This is a genomic window from Halomonas sp. 328, from assembly GCF_015645095.1.
In the GTDB taxonomy this organism is placed as follows: domain Bacteria; phylum Pseudomonadota; class Gammaproteobacteria; order Pseudomonadales; family Halomonadaceae; genus Bisbaumannia.
Genome location: NZ_JADOTW010000024.1, coordinates 26,861 through 47,787, shown reverse-complemented (window position 1 = coordinate 47,787; position 20,927 = coordinate 26,861). Strand labels below are relative to the sequence as shown.

Here is a 20,927-nt window from a genome sequence, read left to right as displayed (position 1 = left end):
CACCGCGGATTATAGGGAAGGCCTATGACGGCTTCAACCAAAGCCGGAGCGATTTTGCGCGATTTTGCGACAGCTTACGACCAAAAGCCGAGACTTGGTTAAAACTAGCTTGCTAACAAAGTCAGCGGATATGCGCCAGGATGCCATCCAGCTCATCGAGGCTGGTATAGCGAATGGTCAAGCGGCCCTTGCCGCCACGGCCATGCTGGATCTTCACCGGGGCGCCGAGCAGTTCGCCGAGCTGGGTCTCGAGCCGTGCCACGTCGGCGGAGGGGGCCTCGCGCTTGGGCTTGGCCGGCTCGCCATTGACCAGCCGCTTCACCAGGGCCTCGGTATCGCGCACCGTGAGGTCCTTGTTGACCACCTCGTGGGCGGCCTGGCGCTGCTTGGCCCCGGACAGGGCCAGCAGGGCCCGGGCATGGCCCATGTCCAGGTCGCCCCGCTCCAGCAGGGTCTGCACCTCCGGGTCCAGGGCCAGCAGGCGCAGCAGGTTGGCCACCTGGGCCCGGGACTTGCCCACCGCATCGGCGACCTGCTGCTGGGTCAGCTCGAACTCGTCGAGCAGCCGCTTCAGCGCCATGGCCTCCTCGACGGGATTGAGGTTCTCGCGCTGGATGTTCTCGATCAGCGCCAGCGCCAGGGCCACCTGGTCGCTGACCTCGCGAACCACGGCGGGAATCACGTCCAGCTCGGCGAGCTGGGCGGCCCGCCAGCGCCGTTCACCGGCGATGATCTCGTAACGCTTGTCGCCGATGGGGCGGACCACGATGGGCTGCATCACCCCCTGGGCACGAATGGAGTCGGCCAGTTCCTCCAGGGCCTCGGGCTGGATATCGCGACGCGGCTGGTACTTGCCCCGGGTCAGCTGCCCCAGGGGCAACCGCTCGAGGCGTTCACCGGCGGCGGCATCGAGCTCGGGCTCGTGCTCGGCACCGTTCAGCTCCATCGACTCGGCGCTCTCTTCCAGCAGTTCGCGGCGGCGAGCCCCGGCGCCGATCAGGGCATCCAGGCCGCGCCCCAGGGCACGTTTACGGGTCATCGGCGTTTCCTCACAGCGACAAGCGACGAATCAGTTCCTTGGCCAGCACCCGATAGGCCTGACTGCCCCGGGAGAGGCGCGCATACTTGGTCACCGGCAGGCCATGGCTGGGGGCCTCGGCCACCCGCACGTTGCGCGGGATGGTGGTCTTGAGCAGGGTCTCGCCGAAGTAGTCGAGCAGCTGCTTGCTGACGTCCCGGGTGAGGCCATTGCGGGCGTCGTACATGGTGCGCAGGATACCGAAGATGGCCAGGCCCGGATTGACGCTCTCCTTGATCTGGTCGACGGTGTCGAGCAGCGCCGAGAGCCCCTCCAGGGCATAGAACTCGCACTGCAGGGGAATCATCACGCCGTCGGCGGCGGTCAGGGCGTTGACGGTGAGCATGTTCAGCGACGGCGGGCAGTCGATCAGCACCACGTCGTATTCGCCGGCCACCGGGCCGATGGCGTCCAGCAGGCAGCGCTCGCGTCCCTCGTCCCGCTCGAGCAGGTCGACCTCGGCGGCGGTCAGGTCACCGTTGCCGGGTAGCAGGCCGTAGCCCGCCTCGGGGCAGTCGAGGATCACCTCGGCGGCCCCCTTGTCGCCCAGCAGCACCTCCAGGACGCTGCCCTCCAGCTCATGCTTGTCGACGCCGCTGCCCATGGTGGCGTGCCCCTGGGGATCCAGGTCCACCAGCAGCACCCGGCGATCCAGGGCGGCCAGGCTAGCGGCCAGGTTGACCGCCGTGGTGGTCTTGCCCACGCCGCCCTTCTGGTTGGTCAAGGCGATGATCTTGGTCACGAGCGACTTCCTTGCGTCTGACGGCCCGCCCGACAGGCGGCCTAGGTGGTCGGGTGGCGCTGCAGGATCAGCAGCTGCCGCTGGCTCTCGTCGAAGGGTACCGCCAGTTCATGGCGAGCGTTCAAGCGTACCCTGGGCGGCAGCGCCTCCAGCTCCTCGTCGGCGGCGGGGCCCTTCATGGCCAGCCACTCGCCGCCCTCGGCCAGCAGGCCCTCGGTGAGGGTAACGAAGTCGCCCAGGCTGGCGAAGGCCCGGGAAATCAGCTGATCGAAGGGCGCGTCCCGATGCGCCTCGACCCGCGCCTGCACCGGGGTGACGTTGGTCAGCCCCAATTCCAGCACGGCCTGGCGTTGAAAGCGCACCTTCTTGCCGTTGCTGTCGAGCAGGCTCACCTCGAGCCGCGGCGCCAGGATCGCCAGCACCAGGCCGGGCAGGCCCGGGCCGGCGCCCACGTCGAGCAGCCGCGGGCCACGCACCCAGGGCAATACCGCGGCGCTATCCAGCAGGTGGCGAGAGACCATGGCCAGCGGATCGCGTACCGCGGTGAGGTTATAGGCGCGGTTCCACTTGTGCAACAGCGCCAGCAGGGCCAGCAGCTGGTCGCGCTGGGCCGGATCGACGGCGAGTTCGAGTCGCGCGAGGCCCTCATCGAGCCGACGTGCGATGGTCGGGGTCAGGGTCAGGGTCTGGCTCATTGATTCACCGCCTGGCTCTCCTGAAGCAGGCGATGCTTCTTGAGGTGGATCAGCAGGATGGAGACCGCCGCCGGCGTCACCCCGGAGATGCGCCCGGCCTGGGCCAGGGTCGCCGGCCGCGCTTCGCTCAGCTTCTGGCGAATCTCGTTGGAGAGCCCCTCGACCCGGTCGAAATCGAGATCCGCCGGCAGGCGGGTCCCCTCGAAGCGCTTGAGCTTGTCGATCTCGGCCTGCTGGCGATCGATATAGCCCTGGTACTTGGCCTGGATCTGCACCTGCTCGGCCACGGCGCGGTCGTCCACCGGCGCCCCCTCGATCCCCGGCAGGCCGGCCAGGTCGCCGTACTCCAGCTCCGGGCGCTTGAGCAGGTCCATCAGGTTGTGCTCGCGGCTCAAGGGCTTGTCGAGACGTTGCGCCAGTGCCTCGGCGGCGGCGCTGCCGGGTTGCACCCAGCTAGCCCGGAAGCGGGCGCTCTCGCGCTCAATCGCCTCGCGCTTGGTGGCGAAGGCGGTCCAGCGGGCGTCGTCCACCAGGCCCAGCTCACGGCCGACCTCGGTGAGTCGCAGGTCGGCGTTGTCCTCGCGCAGCAGCAACCGGTACTCGGCCCGGGAGGTGAACATGCGGTAGGGCTCCTGGGTGCCTAGGGTGATCAGGTCGTCCACCAGCACCCCCAGGTAGGCCTCGTCGCGACGCGGCCACCAGGCCTCGAGCCCCTGGGCGCGGCGGGCCGCATTGAGCCCCGCCAGCAGACCCTGGGCGCCGGCCTCCTCGTAGCCGGTGGTGCCGTTGATCTGACCGGCGAAGAAGAGGTTGTGGATAAATTTCGTTTCCAGGGAGTGCTTGAGGTCCCGGGGATCGAAGAAATCGTACTCGATGGCATAGCCGGGCCGGGTGATATGGGCGTTCTCCAGCCCCCGGATGGAGCGCACCACCTGCAGCTGCACGTCGAAGGGCAGCGAGGTGGAGATGCCGTTGGGGTAGAGCTCGTGGGTGTCCAGGCCCTCCGGCTCGATGAACACCTGGTGGCTCGCCTTGTCGGCGAAGCGGTGCACCTTGTCCTCGATGGAGGGGCAGTACCGCGGCCCAACCCCTTCGATGACCCCGGAATACATGGGCGAGCGATCCAGGTTGGCGAGGATGATCTCGTGGGTGCGCTCGTTGGTATGGGCGATATGGCAATCCACCTGGCGGGGATGCATCTCGCGGCTGCCCAGATAGGACATCACCGGGGTCGGGGTATCGCCGGGCTGCGCCTCCAGCACCGAGAAGTCGACGCTCTTGGCATCGATGCGCGGCGGGGTCCCGGTCTTCAGCCGGGCCACGTTGAAGGGCAGGGCGCGCAGGCGTTCCGCCAGGGCATTGGAGGGCGGGTCCCCGGCGCGGCCGCCGCGGCTCTGGTCGAGGCCGATATGGATCACCCCGCCCAGGAAGGTCCCGGTACACAGCACCACGCTTTCGCCATGGAAACGGATGCCGGTCTCGGTGACCACCCCGCGCACGGTGTCGTTATCCACAAGCAGATCGCCGGCGGCCTGCTGGAAGAGCGTCAGGTTGGGCTGGTTCTCGAGCATGCCGCGGATCGCTGCCTTGTAACGCACCCGGTCCGCCTGGGCACGGGTGGCCCGCACCGCGGGTCCCTTGCGGGCATTGAGCACCCGGAACTGGATGCCACCCAGGTCGGTGGCCAGGGCCATGGCCCCGCCGAGTGCATCGATCTCCTTGACCAGATGACTCTTGCCGATCCCGCCGATGGCGGGATTGCAGGACATCTGACCCAGGGTCTCGATGTTATGGGTCAGCAGCAGGGTCTGACAGCCCATGCGGGCGGAGGCCAGGGCGGCTTCGGTTCCCGCATGGCCACCGCCGATGACGATGACGTCAAAGCGGTCGGGGTAATCCACGTTGCACCTCGAATGGCGCCGGCGGCGCCGCAGTAGAGCTCGGAGCAGAAAATCAGCCGCACAGTATAAACCCCCTGTGGGTAACCGTCAGGGGTTTTGCACAACCTCGTCCCCTCTTCCCCTTCCCTCTGGGTTACTAGTTATAAAAGAAGAGAGATAAAAGAGAAGTTCTGTTGCTGTAGTGACTATTGGTGTGGACAAAATCCGGGGATAAGCGGATAAATCCTTTTTTTATCAACAAGATTCGTTGTTGACGACGACGAGGAGAAGCTCGTAGGGTCCTGCGGACATCCGGCATCGAGCCTGTGGATGAAAGCTCGGGTTATGCACAGCGCGATTCCTGCACCGCTTGTCCACCGGCGGCTACCGCACTTGCACCCGCGATGGTCAACAGTCGCCCGGATCGGCGGAGAGCCAGTGGTGGCGGGGCCTGGCGGCCCTTGCGAAAAAATTGTGTCCACAGGCGAAAAAAGGGCCTGTCGATAAGCCGACAGGCCCTTTTTTCCATCGAATGGGGCGATGCGCCTAGTGCTTCAGGACCCGCGCCAGGAAGTTCCGGGTCCGTTCGTCCTGAGGCTCATCGAAGATCCGCTCGGGGGCCGCTTCCTCGGCGATCTCGCCCTGGTGGATATAGATGACCCGGTCGGCTACCTCCCGGGCGAAGCCCATCTCATGGGTGACGATGATCATGGTCATGCCCTCCCGGGCCAGCTCGCGCATGGCGTCCAGCACCTCGCCGATCATCTCCGGGTCGAGGGCCGAGGTGGGCTCGTCGAAGAGCATCAGTCGCGGCTCCATGGCCAGGGCGCGGGCCAGGGCGACCCGCTGCTGCTGGCCGCCGGAGAGCTGGCTGGGGTACTTGTCGGCCTGATCGCGGATCCCCACGCGGTCCAGCAGGCGTTCGGCGCTCTCGTTGGCCTGGGCGGCGCTGACGCCGCGCACCTTGAGGGGCGCCAGGGTGACGTTGTCGCGCACCGAGAGGTGGGGGAAGAGGTTGAACTGCTGGAACACCATGCCCACCTCGGTACGGATGCGCTGCAGGGCCTTGGCGCCCTTGCCGTGGGGCACCAGGTTGTGTCCATCGACCACGATATGACCGTCCTGGAACTCCTCCAGCCCATTGATGCAGCGGATCAGGGTCGACTTGCCGGAGCCGCTGGCACCGATGACGACCACCACCTCGCCGGGCTTCACCTCCAGGTCGATATTCTTGAGCACATGCAGGCTACCGAAGTGCTTGTTGAGCTTCTGCATGCGCACGATGGGTTGGCTATCGTGCTGGCTCTCTGTCATGGATGGGGTCCCTTATTGTCCGACCAGGCCGCGGCGCTCCAGTTGGCGCAGCAGCAGGGAGAGGCTCCAGGTAATGGCCAGGTAGAGCATGGCCACCATGAAATAGACCTCCAGGGCGGTGAAGGTGGTGGCGATATAGATCTGCCCCTGGCGCACCAGCTCGCCGACGCCGATCACCGAGAACAGCGAGGTGTCCTTGATGCTGATGATGCCCTGGTTGCCCAGCGGCGGGATCATGCGCCGGAAGGCCTGGGGCCAGATCACGTAGCGGAAGGCCTGGGTACGCGACAGCCCCAGTGACAGGGAGGCCTCGCGCTGGCCGCGTTCGATGGACTGCACCCCGCCGCGTACCACCTCGGAGATATAGGCGCCGGAGTTGACCGCGATGGCGGCGATGCCGGCGGTCAGGGCATTGATGGGGCCGCCCAGCAACTGGGGCAGGCCGTAGAAGATAAACAGCACCTGGACCAGGATGGGGGTGCCGCGGAACACCTCGATATAGAGGATGGCGGGCAGGCGCAGCCAGCGGGAGCGGCTGATGCGCATCAGCCCGAAGACGATGCCGATCACGAAGCCGATGGCCAGGCCACCGAAGGAGATCAGCAGGGTCCAGGGGATGCCGGGCAGCAGATGGGGGATGGACCCGAAGGCCGCCGCCCAGTCGAATTGAAAGGTGACTTCCACTAGCGTCTCTCCGGTTCACGGAAACGACGCGGGGCCGGGAGGCATGGCCACCCGGCCCCGCCGGTGATATCGCCGACCCACGGGCCGGCGCTGGTACCAGGGGTCTTACTCCTCGCTGGGGGCCTCGCCGAACCACTTGGCGTAGATCTCGTCGTAGGTACCGTCCTCGCGCATCTCGGCGAGTGCCTGGTTGACCGGCTCGACCCACTGGCTGCCCTTGTGGAAGACGATGCCGTACTGCTGGCCTTCGTAGAGGGGGCCCACGACCTTGGTGCGGCCCTCGCCGCGGGTCTGGGCGAAGTAGGAGACATTGGGCGCGTCGTAGAAGGCGGCATCCACGTTGCGCCCCAGCAGCGCCATGTACATGTCGCTGTTGCCCGGGTAGGGGGTGATATCGGCGCTGTCGCCGAGCTGCTCCTGGAGGAAGTCGTAGCTGGTGGAGCCGATACGGGTGGCGACCGACAGGCCTGCCAGGTCTTCGAGGGTCTCGACGCTGTCGTTGTCGGCGCGGACGATGATCTGCAGGCCGGAGTCGTAGTAGGGATCGGAGAAGTCGACGATCTGGGCGCGCTCCTCGGTGATGGTGACCCCGGCGATGGCGATCTCCTGGCTGCCGGTCTGCACCGCCGGGATGATGCCGGCGAACTCCATGGTGGTGAGGTCGACCTCGAAGCCGGCGCGGTCGGCCACCTCGTTGATGATGTCCATGTCGAAGCCGATCATCTCCCCGGTCTCGGGGTCGAGCATCTCGAAGGGCACGAAGCTGGGATCGGTGACCACCTTGACCTGCGGCAGGTCGGCGAAGGCACTGGTGGAGAGGGCGAGGCCGGCGCCCAGGGCGGCGGCGAGGGAGGCACGTTGCAGCTTGTTCATCGGGTTCCCCATTATTCCGTTTATTGATGGAACACACCCATCCAACATGACGAGATAAGGGGGGAGCGTCAAGTTGGCATAAAAAAACCTCCCAGCCGGGGGCGCGGGAGGTTTTTTCACGGCCTTGCGTGGGTAAGCGCTTACACCATAAAAGAGGCGCCGCAGCCGCAGGTGCTGGTGGCATTGGGGTTCTTGACCACGAAGCGGGCGCCAGCCAGGCCCTCCTCGTAATCCACCGTGGACCCCACCAGGTACTGGTAGGAGAGGGGATCCACCACCATCGCCACGCCATCGAAGTCGATCAGGGTGTCGTCGTCGCTGCTCTCCTCGGCGAAGTCGAAGCCGTACTGGAAGCCGGAGCAGCCGCCACCGGTGACATAGACCCGTAGCTTGAGCTCGGCGTTGCCTTCCTCGGCGATCAGGGCACGCAGGCGGCGCTGGGCCCCCTCGGAGAGCAGCATGGGCTTGGGGGTAAAGGAGGCTGGCTCGAAGGATTCGGCTCCGCTCATGGACGCGCTCCTGCCGGTGAATAGACCCCCCATTATCCACAAACCCCAGCAAAAGGGTCAACTTTTGCCGGGGATGGGCAACAGAGGATGTCGCAGCTTGGTATAGAGAGCCGGGGCTACCCTGGGGGCAGGTCTTCGCGGGGCGCGGTAAACCCCTCCCTGGGCGCTACTTTTGCCCTGCTTCGCTCTCGCATCTTGCTCCGCTTGCAGGACCGGTGCTGGCCATCCCTGGCCAGCCCGTTCGGAGGAGTCCTCCTCACCCCTGGCAAAAAACCCCCGCTCTTCCCTGCCCCCAGCGCCCCTCGGTAATGGCAATTGCGATGGTCTTGGTTGCCTGGGGGGTGGGGCTTAGGGCATCAAGGCCGGGGCGCCGAGGCCGGCCATCTCGTCGAAGCCGAACATCAGGTTGAGGTTCTGGATCGCCTGGCCGGAGGCGCCCTTGACCAGGTTGTCGATCACCGCCAGCACCACCACGGTGTCGCCGTCGCCGGGGCGGTGCACCGCCAGGCGGCAGATATCACTGCCCTTGACGCTACGGGTCTCCGGGTGGCTGCCGGCGGGCATCACGTCCACCGCCGGCTCGTCGGCGAAGCGCTTCTCGAAGAGCGCCTGCAGATCACCCGGCTCGCTGGTCAGGCGACCATAGAGGGTGGCGTGGATGCCACGGATCATCGGCGTCAGGTGGGGCACGAAGGTGAGGCCCACCGGGCCGCCGGCGGCCTGGCTCAGGCCCTGGCGGATCTCCGGCAGGTGGCGATGGCCGCTGGCACCGTAGGCCTTGAAGGATTCGCTGGCCTCGGCCAGCAGGGAGGGGACCTTGGCGCCGCGCCCGGCCCCGGTGACCCCGGACTTGCAGTCGGCGATGACGTGCTGGGCATTGATCAGCCCCGCCTCCAGCAGCGGCAGCAGGCCCAGCTGCACGGCGGTGGGGTAGCAGCCCGGCACGGCGATCAGGCGGGCGTTGCGAATCGCCTCGCGATTGACCTCCGGCAGGCCATAGACCGCTTCCTCGAGCAGCTCGGGGGCGCCATGGGGCTGACCATACCACCGGGCCCACTCCTCGGCGTCCTTGAGGCGGAAGTCGGCGGAGAGGTCGATCACCCGGGTGCCGCGGGCCAGCAGCTCGCCGGCCAGGGCATGGGCCACCCCGTGGGGAGTGGCGAAGAAGACCGCATCGCAGGCCGCCAGGCGCTCGGGATCCGGTTCGCTGAAGGCCAGGTCGTAGTGGCCGCGCAGGTTGGGGTACATGTCGCTGACCGCGACGCCCGCCTCGGAGCGGGAGGTGATCAGGGTCACCTCGACCTGGGGGTGCTGCGCCAGCAGGCGCAGCAGCTCGACGCCGGTGTAGCCGGTGCCGCCGACGATACCAACCTTGATCACGATGCACTCCTTCTTGACCGAATCTGACGAAAGCCTGCCTTTATGATACATCTCTAGGGCCTGCCACCCCACTCTTAGAGGACACCCTTTGCCGCGACTGCCCCGCCCTAGCCTCGAGGCCTTCCGTCGCCAGCTGGCCAGCGTCGATGCCCTGCCCCAGCTGTGTGTGCTGGGGCTGGTCTCGGGGCTGTTGACCGGCGGCCTGATGGTGGGCTTTCGCCTGCTGCTGGAGGGGGGCGCCCTGGCGCTGATGCCGGGGGGGGACGTGGAGGCCTTCGAGGCCCTGGATCCCTGGCTGCGCGCCCTGCTGCCGCTGCTCGCGGTCACCCTGATCGGCCTGGGTCTGTGGCGTCAGCCGGCGGCGGCGCGCAAGATGGGCGTCGGCCATGTGGTGGAGCGGCTGACCCAGCATCAGGGGCGCTTCCCGCTGCGCAACTGGCTGAACCAGTGGTGGGTAGGGGCCGTGGCGGTACTGGGCGGGCTCTCCGCCGGTCGCGAGGGACCGGCCATTCACCTCGGCGCCGCCGCCTCCAGCGGCATCGGTCAGGTGCTGCGGCTACCCCATAACAGCCTGCGGGTGCTGGTGGCCTGCGGCACCGCGGCGGGCATCTCCGCTTCCTTCAATACCCCCATCGCCGGGGTCATCTTCGCCATGGAAGTGGTGATGCTGGAGTACACCATCACCGGCTTCATGCCGGTGATCCTGGCGTCCACCATGGGAGCGGTGGTGGCCCATCTGGTGTATGGCCCCGAGCCCGCCTTCCAGGTGCCCATCGTCACCCTGGAGTCGCTGACCAACCTGCCCTGGATCGTGATCACCGCCCTGGGGATCGGCCTGCTGGCGGGGCTCTTTATCCGCGTGGCCCAGAGCGGCGAGCGCCTGGCGGTGCTGCCCGGCTGGTTGCGCTTGATGCTGGCCGGCGTCGCCACCGGGGCCTTGGCCTGGTGGTACCCGGAGGTCCAGGGCATCGGCTACGACAGCCTGGCCCTGGCGATGACCGGCGAGCTGGCCATCGACGTGCTGCTGGCCCTGGTGGTGGGCAAGCTCCTGCTCACCGCCTTTACCCTGGCCTGCGGGGTACCGATCGGCATCATCGGCCCGGTGCTGGTGGTGGGGGCCGCGGCCGGGGCCCTGAGCGGCCTGCTGGGCGCCTGGCTGTGGCCGGGAGCGGCCGCCGATCCGGGGCTCTACGCCATGCTGGGCATGGCGGCGATGATGGGCGCCGTGCTCCAGGCCCCCCTGGCGGCGCTGATGGCCCTGCTGGAGCTGACCCATAACCCCAATATCATCCTGCCGGGAATGCTGGCGGTGGTGATCTCCGGGCTCACGGTGCGCCAGTGGTGGCGCTGCGATGGCCTCTTCATGACCCTCACCCGCCAGGGCCTGCACCCCCTGCAGCAGCCGCTGATGCAGGCCCTCTCCCGGGTCTCGGTGCCGGCGGTGATGGAGTCGCGGGTGGCGGTGACCCTGCGCCTGGTCAGCCATGACGAGGCCCAGGCCCTGCTCGACCACAAGCCGAGCTGGATCGTGATCCGCCGCTCCACGGAGGACAAGCCGACCCTGGCCCTCAAGGCGGCGGACCTGGCCCGCGCCCTGCTCGACCCACGCTGGGCCGAGCAGGCGCAGATCGACCTGCTGGAGGTCCCGGGCCAGCGTCTGGACATGGCGGCCATCCCGGTCCAGGCGACCCTCTCCGAGGCCTTCCAGCGCCTCGACCAGCACGACGTCGACGCCCTCTATGTGGAGAACCCGGTGGCGCCACCCGGGCGACGGATTTCCGGTATCATCACCCGCGAAGCCATCGAGCTCTATTACCGTTTCCGGCCCCCCCGCTGAGGCCGGCCATCCCCTGCTGGAGTCACTATGTATCTGTGGATCAAGGCCCTGCACCTGATCGCCGTGGTCACCTGGTTCGCCGCCCTCTTCTACCTGCCGCGCCTGTTCGTCTACCACGCCATGGCTCGAGACCAGGGCGACCAGCAAGCCATCGACTACTTCCTGGTCATGGAGCGCAAGCTCTATCGCGGCATCATGACCCCCTCGATGATCGCGGTGCTGCTGCTGGGCGGCTGGATGCTCTACCTGGTACCCGCCTGGCTGAGCCAGGGCTGGATGCACGCCAAGCTGACCCTGATCCTGCTGCTGGTGGGCTATCACCATGTCTGCCTGGCGCACATGAAGCGGCTCGCCGCCGGCACCTGCGACAAGTCCCACCGCTACTTCCGGGTCTTCAACGAGTTGCCGGTGCTGGTGCTGCTGGCGGTGGTGATCCTCGCCGTGGTGAAGCCGTTCTGATGGCGGCGCTGAACGAGACCCGCGAGCTGCCGGTGGTGCTGGTGCTGGCCGGCCATGATCCTAGCGGCGGCGCCGGCCTGGTGGCCGACAGCGAGGCCATCGCCGGTTGCGGCGCCTGGGCGCTGACCGTGCCCACCGCCCTGACGGTGCAGAACAGCGCCGATGTGGCGGCGGTCCTGCCCTGCCCCGGCGAGCAGATCCGCGCCATGGCGGCGGCCCTGGGGGAGTTCCGGGTGGCCGCCATCAAGGTCGGCCTGGTGGCCAGCCTCGAGGCCCTGGATGCGGTAGTGGACGTGGTCAGGCGCCACCCCGGGGTGCCCCTGGTGGTGGATCCGGTACTCAAGGCGGGGGGCGGGCGAGAGTTATCCACAACCGAACTGGTGGATGCCTTCCGCGAGCGGCTGCTACCCCTTGTGGATATCCTGACCCCCAACCGCGACGAACTGGCACGCCTGGCCGGCCCCGGGTTCGAGGACGAGACCCAGCGCTGCGTGGAACTGCTCTCCCTGGGCTGCCAGGCGATCCTGGTCACCGGCACCGACAGTCGCGAGGCGGGAGAGGCCCCGGACAGGGTTGTCCACACCCTGCATACCCCGGACAATGATCGCCAATGGCAGTGGCCGCGCCTGGCCGGCAGTTATCACGGTTCCGGCTGCACTCTGGCGGCGGCCCTGGCGGCCCGACTGGCGGTGGGCGAACCCCTGGCCGGCGCCTGCGAGCAGGCCCAGGAGTTTACCTGGCAGGCCCTCAGGCATGGCTGGCGCCCGGGCGAGGCCCAGGCCCTGCCGCGGCGCCTGTGGCGCCACCCCGACTGGATTCCGACGGCGGAGTAGTTATGCACAACCCATCCTGGGGCCATGGCCTCTATGCGATCACCGATGCCCGGCTGCTGCCCGATGACGCGCGGCTGCTGGCCGGCTGCGAGGCGGCCCTGCGCGGCGGCCTGGCGCTGCTCCAGTATCGCGACAAGTCGGCGGAGGCCGACAAGCGCCACCGCCAGGCCCGGGCCCTGGCGGCCCTCTGCCATGACCACGAGGTGCCGCTGATCATCAATGACGACACCGCCCTGGCCGAGCGCCTGCGCCGGGAGGGCCACGCCAACGTCGGCCTGCACCTGGGCCAGGGCGATGGCGCCCTGGGCGAGGCCCGGGAGCGCCTGGGGCCCGAGGCGATCCTCGGCGCCACCTGCCATGGCCGCCTGGCACTCGCCGAGCGGGCCGCCCGGGAAGGCGCCAGCTACGTGGCCTTCGGGCGCTTCTTCGCCTCCCGTACCAAGCCCGAGGCGCCCCCCGCCGAGCTCGAGCTGCTGGGCGAGGCCGGGGCCCTGGGCCTGCCCCGGGTGGCCATCGGCGGCATCGATGCCGAGACCATCGGCGCGGCGCGCCGTGCCGGCGCCGACCTGCTGGCCACGGTGGCGGCGGTGTTCGCTGCCGCCGATATCGAGGCCAGCGTCCGCGACCTGAATCACCGGCTGAGCGCCTGTTAAACGCTTATCCACAGGCTGCTCACGAAAGTTATCCGCACTATCCAGATAGTTATCCACAATCCATCACGAGAGGCTTCCATGACCACCTCCGCACAGCTCTTCGAACAGGCCTGCCGCCATATCCCCGGGGGCGTCAACTCGCCGGTGCGTGCCTTCAAGGGCCTCGAGCGGCCGCCGGTGTTTATCGAGCGGGCCCAGGGCGCCTACCTCTTCGACGTGGAGGGGCAGCGCTATATCGACTACGTGGGCTCCTGGGGCCCCATGATCACCGGCCATGCCGACCCGGAGGTGCTGGGTGCGGTGCGCGAGCGCCTCGACCTGGGCCTCTCCTTCGGCACCCCCACCGCCATCGAGACCACCATGGCGGACCTGATCTGCGAGATCCTGCCCAGCATCGAGCTGGTGCGCATGGTCAACTCCGGCACCGAGGCCACCATGTCGGCGATCCGCCTGGCGCGGGGCTATACCGGTCGCGACAAGATCGTCAAGTTCGAGGGCGACTACCATGGCCACTCCGACTCCCTGCTGGTCAAGGCCGGCTCCGGCGCCCTGACCCATGGCGAGCCCAGCTCCCCCGGGGTGCCCGCTTCCCTGGCCGAGCATACCATCACCCTGCCCCATAACGACCTGGATGCCGTTGAGCAGTGCTTCGCCGAGCTGGGCGAGCAGATCGCCGGCATCATCGTCGAGCCGGTGGCCGGCAACATGAACTGCATCCCGCCCCTGCCCGGCTTCCTGGAGGGGCTGCGCCAGGTCTGCGATCGCCACGGCAGCGTGCTGATCTTCGACGAGGTGATGACCGGCTTCCGGGTCGCCCTGGGGGGCGCCCAGGCCCACTACGGCATTACCCCTGACCTGACCTGCCTGGGCAAGATCGTCGGCGGCGGCATGCCGGTGGGGGCCTTCGGTGGCAAGCGCGAGATCATGGAGCAGATCTCGCCGCTGGGCCCGGTCTACCAGGCCGGGACCCTCTCCGGCAGCCCCCTGGCCATGGCCGCCGGCATCGCCCTGCTCACCAAGGTGCGCGAACCCGGCTTCCACGACGCCCTGGCCCAGCGGGTCGCGACCCTCTGCGACGGCCTCGAGGCACGCGCCCAGGCCGCCGGCATCGAGATGATCACCCAGCGCGCCGGTGGCATGTTCGGGGTCTTCTTCACCGGCCAGTCCCGGGTCGATAACTTCGCCCAGGCCACCGCCTGCGACGCCGAGGCCTTCCGCCGCTTCTTCTCCGCCATGCTCGACGAGGGCGTCTACCTGGCGCCGTCCGCCTATGAGGCGGGCTTCATGTCCAGCGCCCATACTGCGGAGGACATCCAGGCCACCCTGGATGCGGCCGAGCGAGCCTTCGCCCGGCTGGCCCAGCGCTAACTCGTCGTCAGGAGGTGTCACGGTGAGCGAGACCCTGATTCAGGCCCTGCAGGCGCCGGCCTGCTACGACCATGACGTCACGGGCGTCGAGGTCCACGAGACGCATATCTCGTGGATCCTGCTCACCGGTGACTACGCCTACAAGATCAAGAAGCCGCTGAATTTCGGCAGCTTCCTCGACTTCTCGACCCTGGAGCAGCGCCGCCGGCTCTGCGAGCAGGAGGTGCGCCTCAACCGGCGCCTGGCGCCCAACCTCTACCTGGCGGCGGTGCCCATCTCCGGCACCCCGGAGGCGCCGCGGGTCGATGACCCCAGCGCGCCCTTCGAGTACGCGGTGAAGATGCGCCAGTTCAGCAACCGCCACCTGTTCAGTACCCTCCAGGCGGAGGGAAGCCTCTCCCTGGAGCTGATCGATGACCTCATCGATCAGCTGGTGGATTTCCACGAGGGGGCCGAGCGCATCGCCGCGGACAATCCCCTGGGCGGGGCCGAGGCCACCGCCGAGATCCTCGCCCGGGAGTTCGTGCTGATCGCCCCGCGCTTGCCGGGGGAGGCGCGCCAGGCTCGCCTGGGGCGGCTCCAGGTGCAGGTGGAGGAGATCCAGGGACGCCTGGCCCCGCTGCTGGCCGAGCGGCATGCCCAGGGCTTCGTGCGCGAGACCCATGGCGATATCCACCTGGGCAATGCGGTGCACCACCAGGGCCGGGCGCTGCTCTTCGACGGCATCGAGTTCAATGACGCCCTGCGCTGGAGCGACGTGGGCTGTGACCTGGCCTTCCTGTTGATGGACCTGGAGGCCCGGGGCGAGCACGCCCTGGCCCATCATGCCCTGAATCACTACCTGGAGCTTTCCGGCGACTATGGCCTGGTCAGGGCCCTGGGCTATTACAAGCTCTACCGCGCCCTGGTACGGGTCAAGGTGGCGGCGCTGCGCCTGGAGCAGGTCAGCGGCGACGAGCACGAGGCGCTGCTGGCGGAGCTCGACCACTACCTGGGCCTGGCCGAGGGCTATGCGGAGTTCCGTTTCCCCTACCTGGTGCTGGGGGCCGGGGTCTCCGGCAGCGGCAAGAGTCGCTTCACCGGCGAGATGGTGCGCCGCCTGGGGGCGGTACGGTTGCGCTCCGACGTGGAGCGCAAGCGCCTCTACGGCTTCGCGCCCCTCGCCGACAGCCGCGACACCGGGGTGGATATCTATGCCCCGGAGGCCACCCGGCGTACCTACCGACGCCTGGCCCGGCTCACCGGTACCCTGCTGGAGGCGGGCCTGCCCGTGTGCATCGATGCCACCTGCCTGGCCCGCTGGCAGCGGGAGCTGCTGAGTCGCGAGGCGGAGGCCCGCGGCCTGCCACTGTTGATCGTCAGCTTCGAGGCCGACGAGGCCACCCTGCGCCGGCGCATCGAGAAGCGTGCCCGCCGCGGCGGCGACCCCTCCGAGGCGAGCCTGGCGGTGCTGGAACGGCAACTGGCCGCCCGGGAGCCCTTCGCCGAGGAGGAGCGTTGCCACCTGGTGCACCTGGATACCACGGCCGCGGATGCCAGTGAGACCCTGGTCAACCTGATTCGCCAGCATATGGGCCATGCGGTCGGCGAGGTCGATTGACCTCGCGGTCGGCCTGATTCGTCAGCCTATGGACCAGGCGGTGGGCGAGGTTAACGAGCACTTGGTAGCCTTGCCATTGTGGGAGTTCGGCTTTGCCGAACGATTGGCGCCGTTAGGCGCCTCGGCCGTTATCAGGCCGGATAAGCCATGTTAGGAGTAATAAATGAGTGAGCCCCAGTCCCTGGTGCTGGCCAGCGGTAATGCCGGCAAGTTGCGCGAGTTCGAGGCACTGCTGGCGCCGCTGGGTTTTCGCGTCCGGCCCCAGGCCGATTTTCGGGTCCCCGAGGTGGAGGAGACTGGCCTGACCTTCGTCGAGAACGCCCTGCTCAAGGCCCGGGAGGCGTGCCGAATCAGCGGGTTGCCGGCCCTGGCCGATGATTCCGGCCTGGAGGTGGATGCCCTGCAGGGGGCTCCGGGGATCTACTCGGCCCGCTATGCCGGCGAGCCGAAGAGCGACGAGCGCAACAATCGCAAGCTGCTGGAGGCCCTGGCGGAGGTGCCGGAGGGACAGCGCAGCGGTCGCTACTGGTGCGTGCTGGTCTACCTGCGCCACGCCGAGGATCCGGTGCCGCTGATCGTCCAGACGAGCTGGGAGGGGGAGATCCTGGCCCATCCCCGTGGCGAGGGCGGCTTCGGCTATGATCCGCTGTTCTGGCCCCAGGGCGCCGGCATGAGCGCCGCCGAACTCTCCGCCCAGGAGAAGAATCGCCTCAGCCATCGCGGCCGGGCCATGGCCGAGCTGGTGGAGCGGCTGCGGGTATGAGCCTTCCCCTGCCGCCCCTGTCGCTCTATCTGCACGTGCCCTGGTGCGTGCGCAAGTGCCCCTACTGCGACTTCAACTCCCATGGGGTCGGCAGCGGGGCCAGCCTGCCCGAGGAGGCGTACCTGGCGGCACTGCTCGCGGACCTGGAGGCGGAGCTGCCCCTGGTGGCGGGCCGCGAGCTGGTCAGCGTCTTTATCGGCGGCGGCACCCCCAGCCTGATGTCGGCGGATTTCTATCGACGCTTCCTGGCCCGCCTGGGCGAGGCACTGCCCTGGGCCGCGGAGATCGAGATCACCCTGGAGGCCAACCCCGGCACCTTCGAGCAGGCGCGCTTCGCCGCCTATCGCGAGGCGGGCATCAATCGCCTCTCCCTGGGCGTACAGAGCTTCCAGGATGCCCAGCTCCAGGCCCTGGGACGGATCCATGGCGGCAGGGAAGCCGAGCGGGCGGTGAGCGAGGCCCGTTCGGCGGGCTTCGATAATCTCAATATCGATCTGATGCATGGCCTGCCGGAGCAGAGCCCGGCGCTTGCCCTCGACGATATCGACCGGGCCCTGGCGCTATCGCCCACCCACCTTTCCTGGTACCAGCTGACCCTGGAGCCGAATACCGAATTCCACTCGCGGCCGCCGGTGCTGCCCGAGGAGGAGGCGCTATGGGCGATCCAGGATGCCGGTCATGAGCGCCTGGAGGCCGCCGGCCTGGGCCGCTACGAGATCTCCGCCTATGCGCGCCCCGGACGCCAGGCGCGACACAACCTCAACTACTGGCGCTTCGGTGACTACCTGGGGATCGGCGCCGGCGCCCATGGCAAGCTGAGTCACCGAGGCCCGGAGGGGGGGCTTTCGATCGAGCGGCGCTGGAAGAGTCGCCAACCGGAGGCCTACCTGCGTCGCCGGGAGGATCCCCGGGGCTTCGTCGCCGGGCATCGCCGCCTCGATGCCGATGAGCTCCCCCTGGAGTTCGCCATGAATGCCCTGCGCCTTACCGAAGGGGTGCCCATGGCACTTTGGGAGGCGCATAGTGGTCTATCTCGGGCGACCCTGGAGGCGCGTCTAACGCGGGCCCGCAATCTGGGACTTCTCGTGGAAGATGACACTCGCCTGCAAGCCACGCCCCAGGGTCTACTATTCTTAAATGAGTTGCTGGCTTCCCTCGAGGAGTGAACCCGTGACCCACCCGCGACGTTCTAGGAGTTACGTTATGCCCAAGATGCTTCGTTTGGCCTATCCCCTGGCAGCCGGATTGCTGCTGGTAGGGTGCGCCACCACCGATCCCTACGGTGGTCAGACCGATCGTAGCCGCACCATGGGAGGGGCCGGTATCGGTGCCGCCGTGGGCGCCGCCGCCGGGGCCCTGAGTGGCAGTGGCAGCACCAGTCGCCGTGATCGCGCCCTGATCGGTGCCGCCGTAGGCGCCGCCGCCGGGGCCGGGGTCGGCGCCTATATGGATCGCCAGGAGGCCCAGTTGCGCCAGAGCATGCAGGGCACCGGGATCGAGGTCGATCGCCGCGGCGACGATATCATCCTCAATATGCCCAGCAGTGTGACCTTCGGCTTCGACTCCAGCGAGCTGACCCCCTCGGCCCGCTCCGCCCTCAACGATGTCTCCCAGGTGCTGCGCGACTTCCCCGATACCCGGGTCAATATCGCCGGCCATACCGACAGCACCGGCGATGCCCGCTACAACCAGGGGCTCTCCGAGCGGCGTGCCCAATCGGTGGGCAACTATCTGACCCAGAGCGGCGTCGCCATGCATCGGCTCAACATGATGGGTTATGGTGAGACCATGCCAGTGGCCAGCAACGCCACCGAGCAGGGCCGTGCCCAGAACCGTCGCGTCGAGATTACCCTGAGCCCGATGCAGCAGCAGATGTAAGCTTGCCTGCCGATCGGCATCCCGGCCCACGGAAGCGATTCCGTGGGCCTTTTCTTGGAAACCGTCATGCTCGCCTACCAACACGCCTATCACGCCGGCAATTTCGCCGACGTGCACAAGCACCTGACCCTGGTGACGCTTCGCGAGCGTCTTTTACGTAAAGAATCGCCAATTACGTATGTGGATACCCACGCCGGACGAGGGCTCTATCCCCTCCAGGGCGAGGAGGCCCGCAAGCTTCAGGAGCACCGGGATGGGGTCGAGCCGGTGTGGCGGGCCCGCAGTGCCGCCTCCGGGACCCTCAAGGCCTGGCTGGCACGCTTGGCCGAGGCCCAGCCCGGCAAGGAGCTGACCCACTACCCCGGCTCGCCCTGGTGGCTGGCCCAGGGGTTGCGAGAACAGGATCGCCTGAGCCTCTTCGAGCTGCATCCCGGCGAGTTCGCCCACCTGGATCAGCATATCGAGGATGCACGGATTCGCCATGTGCATGGCGATGGCCTGGCCGGACTGCGGCGCATGCTGCCGGTGGCCACGCCACGGCTCTGCGTGCTGATCGATCCCAGCTACGAGCTCAAGGAGGAGTACCGGGAGCTGGTCGCCAGCCTGGCCTGGGTGGGGCGCAAGGTGCGCCATGCGGTGGTGGCGGTGTGGTATCCGCTGTTGCCGGCGGGACGTCATCGAGAGCTGCTGGAGGGGCTCAAGGAGACCGGCCTGCGCAAGGTCTGGCGCAGCGAGGTACGCCTCCGGGAACCCGGCGCGGAACGCCACGGCATGTATGGCAGCGGCATGCTGGTGCTCAACCCGCCCTGGGGATTGGAGCAGGCACTGGAGGAGGCGCTGGGCCAGGTCACCGCCATCTGGGGCGCCCCGGCCCGCCACCAGGCGGACTGGTGGCTCCCGGAGTAGAGAGAAGCTACCGAAGATCTCGCCGAGCAGCGGTCTTTGTGTCGACGGCGCGATCGGCGCGGAGGCTTATCACCGGTTATTTGCCGATACAGAAGCTACCGAAGATCTCGCCCAGGAGGTCATCCGCGCTGAATTCGCCGGTGATCTCCCCCAGGGCCTGCTGGGCCTCGCGCAGGTCCTCCGCCAGCAGTTCGCCGGCGCCATGGCCCTGGAGCTGGGCCGCGCCGTTCTCCAGGGCCTCCCGGGCCCGGTCCAGGGCGTCCAGGTGACGGCGCCGGGCCGAGAAGCGCCCCTCGGTGGTGGCGCTGTAGCCCATCACCGCCTTGAGATGCGCCTTGAGGTTATCCACACCCTCGCCGGTCTTGGCGGAGAGGCGAATCACCGGCGGGGCTGTGGATAAGTCGGGGGCCGGGGCCTCTCGGCTGGTGTCGATCTTGTTGCGGATCAGGGTCAGCCGGGACGGATCCGGCAGCCGGGCCACGAACTCCGGCCAGATGGCCATGGGATCGGTGGCTTCGGTGGTGGTGGCATCCACCAGCAGCAGCACCCGGTCGGCCTTCTCGATCTCGTCCCAGGCCCGGGCCACGCCGATCTGTTCCACCGCGTCCGGGGTATCGCGCAGGCCGGCGGTATCGATCACGTGCAGCGGCATGCCGTCGATATGGATATGCTCGCGCAGCACGTCCCGGGTGGTGCCGGCGATATCGGTGACGATGGCGGTCTCCTGCTCGGTGAGGGCATTGAGCAGGCTCGACTTGCCGGCGTTGGGGCGCCCGGCGATCACCACGCTCATGCCTTCGCGCATCAGCGCCCCCTGGCCGGCGGCACCGCGTACCGTCGCCAGTTCGTTGCTCACCCCCTCGAGCATCTCCGCCACCTTGCCATCGGCGAGGAAGTCGATCTCCTCCTCGGGGAAGTCGATGGCCGCCTCCACATAGATGCGCAGCTCGATCAGCCGCTGCACCAGGGCCGAGACCCGGGTCGAGAACTCCCCCTGCAGGGAGCGCAGGGCGTTCTCGGCGGCGGCCCGGGAGCTGGCGTCGATCAGGTCGGCGATCGCCTCCGCCTGGGCCAGGTCGAGCTTGTCGTTGAGGAAGGCGCGCTCGGAGAACTCGCCGGGGCGGGCCAGGCGCGCCCCCAGCTGCACGCAGCGTTCCAGCAGCAGGTCCATGATCACCGGGCCACCATGCCCCTGCAGCTCGAGGACGTCCTCGCCGGTGAAGGAGTGGGGGCCGGGGAAGTAGAGGGCGATGCCCTCGTCGAGCTGCCCCGTGGCGCCCCGGAAGGGGCCGTAGTGGGCATGCCGGGGGCGGGGGCAATGGCCGAGGATGGCTTCCGCCAGGGCGGCGCTCAAGGGGCCGGAGACGCGGATGATGCCCACCCCGCCGCGCCCCGGCGGGGTGGCCAGGGCGGCGATGGTGTCCTGAGGGTAGAGGGGAGTGGCGGACATGTCAGGCTCCTTGCGGCGATGGGGC

Annotated in this window: 20 protein-coding genes; 10 read left to right on the top strand and 10 right to left on the bottom strand. The window is 68.1% G+C overall.

All coding sequences use genetic code 11. The features are described 5' to 3' along the window. Nucleotides 1-121: 121 nt before the first annotated feature. The 9 genes from IHD13_RS13165 to argC form a co-directional block, all read right to left on the bottom strand. On the bottom strand, nt 122-1,039 hold the full coding sequence (locus tag IHD13_RS13165; RefSeq protein WP_195861497.1) for a ParB/RepB/Spo0J family partition protein: 918 nt from the start codon (nt 1,037-1,039) through the stop codon (nt 122-124). 10 nt (nt 1,040-1,049) lie between these two features. Continuing rightward, nucleotides 1,050-1,820: a ParA family protein gene (locus IHD13_RS13160; protein WP_195861496.1), complete on the bottom strand. Its 771-nt coding sequence runs from the start codon at nt 1,818-1,820 to the stop codon at nt 1,050-1,052. Nucleotides 1,821-1,861: 41 nt separating this feature from the next. Next, nucleotides 1,862-2,515 carry a 16S rRNA (guanine(527)-N(7))-methyltransferase RsmG gene (gene rsmG, locus IHD13_RS13155; protein ID WP_195861495.1) on the bottom strand — a complete coding sequence of 218 codons (654 nt, stop codon included), beginning with the start codon at nt 2,513-2,515 and terminating at the stop codon, nt 1,862-1,864. Next, a complete protein-coding gene (gene mnmG / locus IHD13_RS13150; RefSeq protein WP_195861494.1) occupies nt 2,512-4,416 on the bottom strand; it encodes a tRNA uridine-5-carboxymethylaminomethyl(34) synthesis enzyme MnmG in 1,905 nt (634 codons plus the stop codon). The genes rsmG and mnmG overlap by 4 nt, the downstream gene beginning before the upstream one ends. 525 nt (nt 4,417-4,941) lie before the next feature. Beyond that, a complete protein-coding gene (locus IHD13_RS13145; RefSeq protein ID WP_195861493.1) occupies nt 4,942-5,709 on the bottom strand; it encodes an amino acid ABC transporter ATP-binding protein in 768 nt (255 codons plus the stop codon). Between the two features lie 12 nt (nt 5,710-5,721). Next, nucleotides 5,722-6,393, bottom strand: a complete 672-nt coding sequence (locus IHD13_RS13140; protein ID WP_195861492.1) for an amino acid ABC transporter permease — start codon at nt 6,391-6,393, stop codon at nt 5,722-5,724. 105 nt (nt 6,394-6,498) lie between these two features. After that, entirely contained in the window at nt 6,499-7,266 is a 768-nt protein-coding gene (locus IHD13_RS13135) for a transporter substrate-binding domain-containing protein (protein WP_195861491.1), read from the bottom strand. Nucleotides 7,267-7,406: 140 nt separating this feature from the next. Then, nucleotides 7,407-7,775: an iron-sulfur cluster insertion protein ErpA gene (gene erpA, locus IHD13_RS13130; RefSeq protein WP_195861490.1), complete on the bottom strand. Its 369-nt coding sequence runs from the start codon at nt 7,773-7,775 to the stop codon at nt 7,407-7,409. Between the two features lie 348 nt (nt 7,776-8,123). Next, entirely contained in the window at nt 8,124-9,155 is a 1,032-nt protein-coding gene (gene argC, locus IHD13_RS13125) for an N-acetyl-gamma-glutamyl-phosphate reductase (RefSeq protein ID WP_195861489.1), read from the bottom strand. A gap of 88 nt (nt 9,156-9,243) precedes the next feature. Between argC and IHD13_RS13120 the strand changes: the two genes are divergently transcribed. From IHD13_RS13120 to IHD13_RS13075, 10 genes are all read left to right on the top strand, one after another. Beyond that, nucleotides 9,244-10,992 carry a chloride channel protein gene (locus IHD13_RS13120; protein ID WP_195861488.1) on the top strand — a complete coding sequence of 583 codons (1,749 nt, stop codon included), beginning with the start codon at nt 9,244-9,246 and terminating at the stop codon, nt 10,990-10,992. A gap of 27 nt (nt 10,993-11,019) precedes the next feature. Continuing rightward, entirely contained in the window at nt 11,020-11,451 is a 432-nt protein-coding gene (gene hemJ, locus IHD13_RS13115) for a protoporphyrinogen oxidase HemJ (protein ID WP_195861487.1), read from the top strand. Beyond that, nucleotides 11,451-12,284 carry a bifunctional hydroxymethylpyrimidine kinase/phosphomethylpyrimidine kinase gene (gene thiD, locus IHD13_RS13110; RefSeq protein WP_195861486.1) on the top strand — a complete coding sequence of 278 codons (834 nt, stop codon included), beginning with the start codon at nt 11,451-11,453 and terminating at the stop codon, nt 12,282-12,284. The genes hemJ and thiD overlap by 1 nt, the downstream gene beginning before the upstream one ends. Nucleotides 12,285-12,286: 2 nt before the next feature. Beyond that, nucleotides 12,287-12,937: a thiamine phosphate synthase gene (gene thiE, locus IHD13_RS13105; RefSeq protein ID WP_195861485.1), complete on the top strand. Its 651-nt coding sequence runs from the start codon at nt 12,287-12,289 to the stop codon at nt 12,935-12,937. A gap of 78 nt (nt 12,938-13,015) precedes the next feature. Continuing rightward, on the top strand, nt 13,016-14,305 hold the full coding sequence (hemL, locus tag IHD13_RS13100; protein WP_195861484.1) for a glutamate-1-semialdehyde 2,1-aminomutase: 1,290 nt from the start codon (nt 13,016-13,018) through the stop codon (nt 14,303-14,305). Nucleotides 14,306-14,327: 22 nt separating this feature from the next. Beyond that, nucleotides 14,328-15,905, top strand: coding sequence for a bifunctional aminoglycoside phosphotransferase/ATP-binding protein (locus tag IHD13_RS13095; RefSeq protein ID WP_195861483.1), 1,578 nt, complete (start codon nt 14,328-14,330; stop codon nt 15,903-15,905). A 163-nt stretch (nt 15,906-16,068) separates the two neighbouring features. After that, entirely contained in the window at nt 16,069-16,668 is a 600-nt protein-coding gene (rdgB, locus tag IHD13_RS13090; RefSeq protein WP_195861482.1) for an RdgB/HAM1 family non-canonical purine NTP pyrophosphatase, read from the top strand. Continuing rightward, nucleotides 16,665-17,834 carry a radical SAM family heme chaperone HemW gene (gene hemW, locus IHD13_RS13085; RefSeq protein WP_195861481.1) on the top strand — a complete coding sequence of 390 codons (1,170 nt, stop codon included), beginning with the start codon at nt 16,665-16,667 and terminating at the stop codon, nt 17,832-17,834. The genes rdgB and hemW overlap by 4 nt, the downstream gene beginning before the upstream one ends. 37 nt (nt 17,835-17,871) lie before the next feature. Beyond that, nucleotides 17,872-18,546 (top strand): OmpA family protein, encoded by a 675-nt coding sequence (locus IHD13_RS13080; RefSeq protein WP_195861480.1) that lies wholly within the window; start codon nt 17,872-17,874, stop codon nt 18,544-18,546. Nucleotides 18,547-18,612: 66 nt separating this feature from the next. After that, nucleotides 18,613-19,452, top strand: a complete 840-nt coding sequence (locus tag IHD13_RS13075; RefSeq protein ID WP_195861479.1) for a 23S rRNA (adenine(2030)-N(6))-methyltransferase RlmJ — start codon at nt 18,613-18,615, stop codon at nt 19,450-19,452. A gap of 76 nt (nt 19,453-19,528) precedes the next feature. Here the strand turns inward: IHD13_RS13075 and mnmE are convergent, their stop codons facing one another. After that, nucleotides 19,529-20,902: a tRNA uridine-5-carboxymethylaminomethyl(34) synthesis GTPase MnmE gene (mnmE, locus tag IHD13_RS13070; protein ID WP_195861478.1), complete on the bottom strand. Its 1,374-nt coding sequence runs from the start codon at nt 20,900-20,902 to the stop codon at nt 19,529-19,531. Between the last annotated feature and the right edge of the window lie 25 nt (nt 20,903-20,927).